The following is a 9121-nucleotide window of genomic DNA, read 5'->3' as shown; positions in this document are numbered from 1 at the left end:
TTGCCGATGCAAAAGAAAAGCATGGTATGCGATGGACAACCTTAAGAGGTCTGAAAAAATTGTCCATGCAGGCGATGCTTACTTTTGCTGCCATGAATTTAAAGAAACTGGCTACTTGGACGTGGCAAGTAGCTTAAGAGAGCAACTATGCTCGAAGCGTATGTTGGATTTGGTAATGTATGACCAAATATCAAGACGACATAGGAAGAAAAATGATAAAAGCCCTTGAGAGTGAACTTCTCGAGGGCTTTTGTCTACAGTCTGAGAGGAATAGTGATAACTATTCCTCCAACGTTCATCTACTTATTTTTTCTTTCTTACACCGACTAAATAGCCGACAAAAGCAATACCTACTAGGACAATCCAGAATGTTAACTCCCATGCCGTGGAATGTGGAAATTCTTTAGGCAATATTCCCACCTTCTCATGTGCCAATGTTAAGACAACTAACTTCACACCTACCCAGCCAACGATTAGAAATGCCGCTGTTTCAAGTGAAGGGTAATCATTTAATATTTTTACAAACCATTGGGCCGCAAACCGCATCATAATGACACCAATAAATCCGCCAAGGAGCATCACAATGAACTGACCGCCATTGATGCCACCAATATCAAATTCACCTAAGTGTGGCAAAGTGACGGCAATTGCAACGGCTGCTAGCATCGAATCAATAGCAAATGCTATATCGGCCGCCTCTACCTTTAGTACTGTTAACCAGAAACCAGAACCCTTTTTTCCACCATTTTCGGTTGCTGCTTCTTCTTCATCTTTATGTTTTCGTAAATCATATATATTTTTCGCAGACATAAATAATAGATAAGCTGCACCGACCGCTTGTATTTGCCAATAATTTACTAAAACTGTAATAACAAATAATGCGGAGAATCGGAATATCAATGCTCCAAATAGTCCATAAAATAATGCCTTTTTTTGCTGCTCTTGTGGTAAATGCTTCACCATAACAGCCATTACTACCGCGTTATCAGCTGCTAGTAATCCCTCTAATACAACAAGGACAATTAACACCCAGCCATATTGTAATAAAATCGCTTCCATTCTAGTGCCTCCTCTAAGCTCTCTATACCCTCAATGACCCTGTCATTCAAGTATAAAAGAAAAAAACCCCTGCCCTAATTCAGGCAAAGGTCTCGCTAAGTAAATTCGTACCCTTTCTATTTATGGTACTTCAATCTACACGTCATACGTATAGAGCCATTCACTATCACACCCGATGGTTGTACCATGTCTTGACGAATGTGAAACCAGGGAAAGTTAATTACCTGTTAGCTACTCCCCTTTGACAAATTGTCGAAGGTATCTTCTTTCAAATATTATAGCACTATCATTTACAACTGACAAAAATATCTATATGTTTTTTTCGTTACTTAATCTGAATTTGATAGCTCTTCTCTTCCTTATGTGCTAAATAAAACTCAATCATTTTTGGCATCGTCTGTAAAAAATCAGGGCATGTAATACCACCTTTTTGTAAGATATGATGTGCTTCAGTCGTATCAAATGAGGCATTCCATGTTAAATAATCTAATGTTTCTTGTTCGACACCTAATTTTTTTCGAATAAATGGAATCTGCAATGAAAGCTTAGCCAATGTAAATGGTAAACGTCCTTTTGGATAAGAATTTGTAACTAGTTTCACCATTGTACGGTATACCTCCTGTACAGGGTGAGGATTAGGATCAGTTAAATGAAGTGTCTTCCCTTCTGCACTCTGTTCACTAACCAAAAAAGTAGAAGCATTTATAATATAATCAACCGGCACTACATTAATAGTTGATGTAGTTTGACCAATATACGGAATAAAAGGTAAACCCTTTAAACGTTCAACTAAGTTTAAGAAGAAATAAGGACCATCAAATTTAATGGTTTCACCAGTTTGGGAATGACCACGAACAATTCCAGGTCTAATTATTGTCAACGGTATTTCCGATTTTAAATCTTCTACTCTGTGCTCAGCCTCATATTTTGTTTCCTCATAGTGGTTTTTAAATGCTCTTGGTCGAATTAATTCATTTTCACGCAGTACGCCCTCACGTGTACCAGCCACATAGGCAGTGCTGAAATACATATAGCGCTGTAAATTTGGTAAGGTGCGAACAAAATCATTTACCATTGTTGTACCATGAACATTTACCTTCCAGGCAATATCACGTGGTACAGCTAAATCATAGATTGCAGCTAAATGCCAAAACACTTCAATTTGCGGTACAATTTCTTTAAGGATTTGATTTTCTAATCCAAGGTTTGGTAGTGTAATATCGCCTTCCACAATGCGAATCGAACAGTCAGGAAAATCCTCTAATATTTTATTTTTTTCTTTATATGCCTTTATGGTTTCACCTGCCAATACGATTGCAATGACTTGTTGTGCTTGTTTCTTTTGAAGTAATGCTCGTATTAGTTGACTTGAAATGAAACCAGGAAAACCTGTAAAAAAATGAACCTTCATCTCCCATTCCCCCTTGAACCTAGTGCAACTTTCTTGTTTCTTTATCCATTAAACTGTAAATGATCGGTACAATATACAGCGTCAGTAAAGTAGAGGTCACAAGCCCTCCGATAACAGCAATCCCCATTGGCTGATTCATCTCGGTACCTTCTCCAATACCCAGTGCAAGTGGTAATAGCCCTAAAATAGTTGTTAAGGCTGTCATTAAAATTGGACGAAGTCGATCTTGGGTAGCAAGTAAAATTGCCTCATAAGCTGGCATGCCCATTGCCTTTTGCTGATTAATATAATCTACCAACACAATACCATTATTTACGACTATTCCTACTAGCACTAAGATACCGATAACTGAGGTTACACCAATTAAAGTATTTGTTAGGAACATAGCTATCGCTACACCAATGATCATTAATGGGACAGTAAACATGATAACAAACGGAAATTTAAATGACTCAAATTGAGCTGCCATCACAATATATACAAGCACGATTGCTAGCATCACAGCTAGTAACATATCATCAATTGCACTATCATAGAGCTCTCTGTCCCCGCTGAATACAACTTGAGTAGTAGTTGGTAAACTAACTTGTTCTAATGCTTGATCTACTTTTGCAGAGATTCCTCCCAACGATTCCTTTGTTTCATAATCTACAAAAAAGGCCACTGCTGCTGCTTGATCAGAACGACGAATGGATACTGGCCCCTCTTGTATAGAAACAGTAGCCACTTCCTCTAATTTTACAAATAATCCTGCTGGCGAACGCAGCTGCATGGCTTTTAAAGCATCTATACTCGTATTAAATGACTGCCCAAAACCTGTATAAACGGGTAATACTGCGCCGTCATCAGTAATCAATTGGGACGTTAATTGACCTTTTGTCATTTGATTTACAGTTTGAGCGATTTGTGCTGGAGCAAAACCATAGTCTTTTGCTTTTTCACGATTAACCTCAATTTGAATCTCTTGAACAGTATTATCTAAATCCGTAGAGACATTTGTCACTTGCTGAATCGCTAGTAGTTCCTGCTGCACTTTCTTAACAGTTTGCTGTAGCCTCTGTTCATCGGAATCTGTTAAACGGAATGTTAAAGTGTGTGGTGACGATCCTGTAGCTGTCGATACATTAAATGTAATTTCAGCTTGCTCTTCAAGCTCTCCCTGTATATCTTGTTCTAGCTCTTCTACAAATTTGAAAATGGAACGTTGCCTTTCTGCTAATGGGACAAGCTTTACATATATCTCAGCTTGGTTGGCGCTAGTTTGTCCACGTGCTTGGGATTGTTGTGTACCGCCAATTAAACTAACATACACATCTACATCCTTTTCCTGCTTTAAACGTTCCTCAATTTGCTTAACAATCTTTTCTGTTTCTGATACAGCGACACCTTTTTCAAGATTGACACTTATAGAGGTGAACCCCTCATCTGTAGGCGGTAAAAATTCAGTACCTATTCTAGTCAGTCCAAACAAAGAAAGACTAAAGCAAACCACTGTAAAAAGTATTATTAGTATTCGATGCTTTAGTACCCATACAATAGACGCCTTGTAGTGCCTATAAAATCGGGATTTACTGCGTTGTACATAAAAATTACTGTTTTTCATTTTTAAAAGTCGACTTGCTAGCATCGGAACGACTGTAAGCGCAACTACTAAAGATGCAATTAAGCTGAATGAGATTGTTAAGGCAAACTCTGTAAATATTTGACCAATCAATCCTTCGATGAACATAACAGGAATGAATACTGCTATTGTGGTTAAAGTGGAAGCTGTAATGGCAAGGGCTACTTCCTTTGTTCCTTCCTTTGCTGCAGTTATCGGGTCTTTTTCTAGTCCTAGATGTCTTTCTATATTCTCAATAACGACTATGGCATTATCCACAAGCATACCAATTCCAAGTGCCAGAGCACCTAATGTCATAATATTGAGGGAAAAATCCGCAAAAAACATCAAAACAAATGTGACAATAACGGAGTAAGGAATCGCAATACCAATGATGATCGGACTCTTTACACTACGTAAAAAAACAAATAGGATGAACATCGCAAATAATCCACCTAAAAGTAAGGAAGAGCCAATATTACTAATCGCTAAATCCACATAATTACCTTGATCAATTAAAATATCTGCTGTGATACCTTTATACTGATCTTTCTTTAGTAATGTCTCTAAGGCCTTCTGGAAATCCTGAGAAACCTCTGCCGTATTTGCACCAGATTCCTGTAATACAGACATAAGAACTGCTGGAAGCTCATTTGCTCGTGTTGTGGTAATAGATTGTTGTTCTGTCCTCTTAACGGTTGCAAGATCACCAATGGTTAATGATTTGCCCGTTAAAGGGTCCACCGAAACAATTAAATTGGCAATGCTCTCCGGAGAAGATAATGTGCTAACTATACGTGTTGTTAGCATTTTGCCAGCATCTGTTGAAACAGGCTCACCAGGAAGAGACACATTATTCGCTTGAACTATTTGCATCACGTCTGTCTGAGTCAAGCCTTTTTCAACTAGCTTTGCTTCATCCAATTCTATTTGGATTTCATCAATCAATTTGCCAGAAACATTCACACTGGCAACACCCTCTGTCCGTAGCAGTTCCTTCTCTAAGTGCTCTGCTAATACACGTACATCTACTTGATTATTTTCCGCACGTAAAGACAGCTGAATAATAGGAAATTGAGACGGATCAAATTTTAGGAAACTAGGCTTGCCAGCATCATTAGGCAATGGGGTCATATCAATTCGCTGTAAAATATCAAGTTGGACAAAATCCATATTTGTGGACCAGTTGAACTCAAGCACAATTAAATTGGAGCCTTCCTGGGAGGTTGACTGGATTTTTTTGATACCAGGTAAGGTGGCAAGTGTAGCCTCTAATGGCTTCGTTATCTTTTCATTTACCTCTGTCGGGCTTGCCCCAGGATAAGAGGTGACAACCACTCCAATAGGAGGATTTAACTCTGGAATTAACGTAATCGGTATTTTTAATAAAGATACACCGCCTAGTATAATGACTAAAAGCATAGTAACAATCGTAAAGACAGGTCTTTTAATGGAAAAATGACTAATATTCATATAAACAAACTCCTTTTCTACCTCTTCCTTTCTATGATAGCCGAAAAGGAGATTATTTTATAAATAAGCTCCCGTTATTTGAGATACTACCTCTAAGGAAACTTATATTCCCTAATAATGTATATATTCTACAAACAGTGTCATTTTTCCTTGCAAAAAAACACGAATCGCAAAATTGTCGATTCGTGTTTTATAATTATAAAAGGCTATAAAGTTTAATGCTTTCGTTTTTATCTGCGAACCAACGCATAGCGAACTCATTTTCAAATAGGAAAACAAGATTGTCAAAACGGTCTTTTACAAGCATTGATCGACCTGATGACATTGATTCTTTGACTTCCTCTTCATTTTCAATCCAGCGTGCAATTTTCGAACCAATTGGCTCCATTTTTACTTCCACATTGTATTCATTTTTCATACGATGTTCAAATACTTCAAATTGTAATTGACCAACTGCTCCAAGTATAACTTCCTCTGTATGCAGCGTTTTATAGTATTGAATAGCACCCTCTTGCACTAATTGTAAAATCCCTTTATGGAATTGCTTTGATTTCATAACGTTCTTCGCCGTGACACGGACGAATAATTCTGGTGTAAACTGTGGTAATTTTTCAAATTGGAATGTTTTCTTGCCACCTACAACAGTGTCTCCAATTTGGTATGTTCCTGTATCGTACAAACCAATAATATCACCAGCAACTGCTTCATCTACTGTCTCACGATCGTCTGCAAGGAACTGTGTAGATTGTGTGACTTTAAATGACTTCCCTGTACGAGATAACGTCATATTCATTCCACGTTCAAATTTACCAGAAACAATACGTACAAAGGCAATACGATCACGGTGTGCTGGATTCATATTGGCCTGAATCTTGAAAATAAAACCTGAAAACTCATCATGCTCCACAGGATCAATAAACTGCTCATCTTCAGTAATTCTTGGCTGTGGCGTCGGTGCGAATTGTAAATAGGTTTCCAGGAAAGTTTGAACACCAAAGTTCGTTAATGCTGAACCAAAGAATACAGGTGTTAATTCCCCACGACGAATTTTTTCCTCAGAATATGCATTTCCCGCTTCATCTAAAAGTAAAATATCGTCCATTGCCTGTGAATAATAAGAAGTCACCTTCATTGGATGCTCTACAGCAAGCTCCCCATTGTCGTCTATTGGTAAGAAACGCTCCGCTTCATCTGTACGGAATTGTTCAATGCGTTTATTGTAACGATCATAAATACCAAGGAATTCTTTACCCATCCCGATTGGCCAGTTCATAGGATATGCATTGATACCTAATACCTCTTCAAGCTCTTCGATCAATTCAAGCGGCTCTTTCCCTTGACGGTCTAACTTATTAATAAATGTAAAAATAGGTATACCACGCATTTTACAAACCTTAAATAGCTTTAAAGTCTGTGCCTCGATCCCTTTCGCAGCATCCACTACCATGACGGCACTATCTACAGCCATCAATGTACGATATGTGTCTTCCGAGAAATCTTGGTGACCAGGGGTATCCAAAATATTCACACGAGAGCCGTTATAATCGAATTGCATGACAGATGAAGTAACCGAAATCCCACGTTGTTTTTCGATCTCCATCCAGTCTGATGTTGCAAATTTACCTGTTTTTTTCCCTTTTACTGTACCTGCATCTCGAATGGCACCACCAAAAAGTAAAAGCTTTTCTGTAATCGTCGTTTTCCCAGCATCAGGGTGACTGATAATGGCAAAAGTACGACGCGATAGTATATCTTGTTCTAAATTTGAATTCATCTCGTCATTCTCCTTTTTTCATACTTAATAATAATAAAAGAAGACTTGCCTTTCGTACAACCTTTTTACATGAAATCTCAAAAAAGAAAACCCTTTAGTTACAACTAAAAGGGTTTCCTAAGAATTTAGCTTTCATCATACGAATTTTAATCGGCCTGCTTCTATCGCAATTTCTGCATCACTATGTGGAAATTTGGTATTTTCGATAATTTGATAATCCTCATGGCCTTTACCAGCAAAAATAATCATGTCACCCGGTTCAGCAATTTCAATCGCATGGCGCACTGCCTCTGCACGATCTCCAATACAAGCATAATTATCATGAAGCATACCTTTAGCAAGATCGCCTGTAATACTATCGTAGTCTTCATAGCGTGGATCATCTGTCGTTAAAATGACATATTCCGCAGCAGACGCTTTTTCAGCCATGGCAGGACGCTTCGATTTATCACGATTGCCACCTGTTCCAACTAAGAAAATCAACTTGCCCTTTTTATAAGGTTGCGCTGCTTCAATTGCCTTTTCAATTGCATCTGGAGTATGGGCATAATCAATAAAAATTTGCACAGGTAGATCTGAACATACTTTCTCCATACGACCCTTGACTGGCGGTAGTTGCTCAATTTGTTCAATAATGGACTCCATTGAATAGCCCCTACCATAAAACGCAATCATGGCTGCCAATACATTATAAATATTAAATTCCCCAAGCAGATTCATTTTTACACGATAAATTCCTTCAGGCATTTCCACATCAAATGATGTCATATAGTCGTGATATTCACAGTTAATGGCGCGGAAATCAGCATTTTCATTTTTTAAACCATATGTCCACACTGGAAATGGTGTCATTGCAGCATATCGCTCTGCCCAAGCATCGTCAGCATTCAATACAACAAATTTATTTTTTTCTAAATCTTGTCCAAGTTGGGAAAATAATAAACCTTTTGCATGCCCATATTCCTCCATCGTACCATGGAAATCAAGATGATCGTGCGTTAGATTCGTAAAAATAGCGATATCATAATCAACACCTGCTAAACGTCCAAGTGCTAACCCGTGTGATGAAACTTCCATTGTCATTAATCGACAGCCTTCCATTTTTGCACGGAAAATCATTTGTTGTGTCGATAACGCATCACTCGTTGTATTAGCTGATTCATATAAAATTCCATTTAAATTAAAGCCAATTGTGCCGGTTAAAGCTGATTTCTCGCCCATACCATGCATGATATTTTGAATAATTCCTGTTACGGATGTTTTACCATTCGTTCCTGTTACACCAATCATTGTTATGTCCTTAGAAGGATAATCAAAGAACTTCGCAGCTAGTAAACCTACTGCACGATCTGTATCTTTCACAATGACTTGTGCAATCGTCTCTCCTAGCGGTAATTCTCGCTCCGTCACAACAATTGTTGCGCCACCATCTACAGCCTTTTGTGCATAATCATGCCCATCTACTGTATAACCTTTGATACAAACAAACATGCTATTTGGTTGCACACTTCTTGAATCTACTACGATATCGCTAACCTGATCAGGCAGCACGCCAATTATTTTTTTCAAAGGTAATGCGCTTAACAATTCCTCTGCATACATTTCATAGTCCTCCAATCAATCTCTACACTCATGTCATCATTTTAATAATCGACAAAAAACGACAATATGAAATCCCCCACGTTCTATTGAACTTATTTTACTACTTATTTCATAATAAATAAAATGCCTCTCTTGTATTTTTTCAACGAAAACGCTTTCATTTGAAGAAAAAATCATGTTTTCTTTAAATTTTTAATTATAA

6 protein-coding genes are annotated in these 9121 nt (G+C 37.9%); 1 reads left to right on the top strand and 5 read right to left on the bottom strand.

Going from position 1 to position 9121, the window contains the following annotated elements; all coding sequences use genetic code 11:
* On the top strand, positions 1-137 hold a 137-nt coding region (locus tag NY607_RS19920; RefSeq protein ID WP_259420056.1), incomplete at its 5' end, for a transposase.
* Positions 138-303: 166 nt separating this feature from the next.
* Here NY607_RS19920 and NY607_RS19915 read toward each other — a convergent pair.
* The 5 genes from NY607_RS19915 to NY607_RS19895 all read right to left on the bottom strand — a co-directional run bounded on the left by NY607_RS19915 (position 304) and on the right by NY607_RS19895 (position 8919).
* On the bottom strand, positions 304-1059 hold the full coding sequence (locus NY607_RS19915) for a TerC family protein (RefSeq protein WP_054549805.1): 756 nt from the start codon (positions 1057-1059) through the stop codon (positions 304-306).
* A gap of 325 nt (positions 1060-1384) precedes the next feature.
* Complete coding sequence (locus NY607_RS19910; protein ID WP_259420250.1) at positions 1385-2470, bottom strand: SDR family oxidoreductase; 1086 nt, start codon at positions 2468-2470, stop codon at positions 1385-1387.
* Between the two features lie 19 nt (positions 2471-2489).
* Entirely contained in the window at positions 2490-5543 is a 3054-nt protein-coding gene (locus tag NY607_RS19905; protein WP_259420249.1) for an efflux RND transporter permease subunit, read from the bottom strand.
* A gap of 196 nt (positions 5544-5739) precedes the next feature.
* Positions 5740-7317: a peptide chain release factor 3 gene (locus NY607_RS19900; protein ID WP_237899403.1), complete on the bottom strand. Its 1578-nt coding sequence runs from the start codon at positions 7315-7317 to the stop codon at positions 5740-5742.
* 135 nt (positions 7318-7452) lie between these two features.
* On the bottom strand, positions 7453-8919 hold the full coding sequence (locus tag NY607_RS19895) for a UDP-N-acetylmuramoyl-L-alanyl-D-glutamate--2,6-diaminopimelate ligase (RefSeq protein ID WP_131522045.1): 1467 nt from the start codon (positions 8917-8919) through the stop codon (positions 7453-7455).
* Positions 8920-9121: the final 202 nt, after the last annotated feature.

This window comes from Lysinibacillus sp. A4, from assembly GCF_024919535.1.
Classification (GTDB): Bacteria; Bacillota; Bacilli; order Bacillales_A; family Planococcaceae; genus Lysinibacillus; species Lysinibacillus capsici.
Note: the sequence above shows the minus strand (reverse complement) of the source record. Positions and strands in the feature narration are given on the sequence as shown.

Coding starts and splice junctions, on each gene's coding strand:
- NY607_RS19915 (WP_054549805.1), bottom strand. CDS start 1,059: ATGGAAGCGATTTTATTACAATATGGCTGGGTGTTAATTGTCCTTGTT.
- NY607_RS19910 (WP_259420250.1), bottom strand. CDS start 2,470: ATGAAGGTTCATTTTTTTACAGGTTTTCCTGGTTTCATTTCAAGTCAA.
- NY607_RS19905 (WP_259420249.1), bottom strand. CDS start 5,543: ATGAATATTAGTCATTTTTCCATTAAAAGACCTGTCTTTACGATTGTT.
- NY607_RS19900 (WP_237899403.1), bottom strand. CDS start 7,317: ATGAATTCAAATTTAGAACAAGATATACTATCGCGTCGTACTTTTGCC.
- NY607_RS19895 (WP_131522045.1), bottom strand. CDS start 8,919: ATGTATGCAGAGGAATTGTTAAGCGCATTACCTTTGAAAAAAATAATT.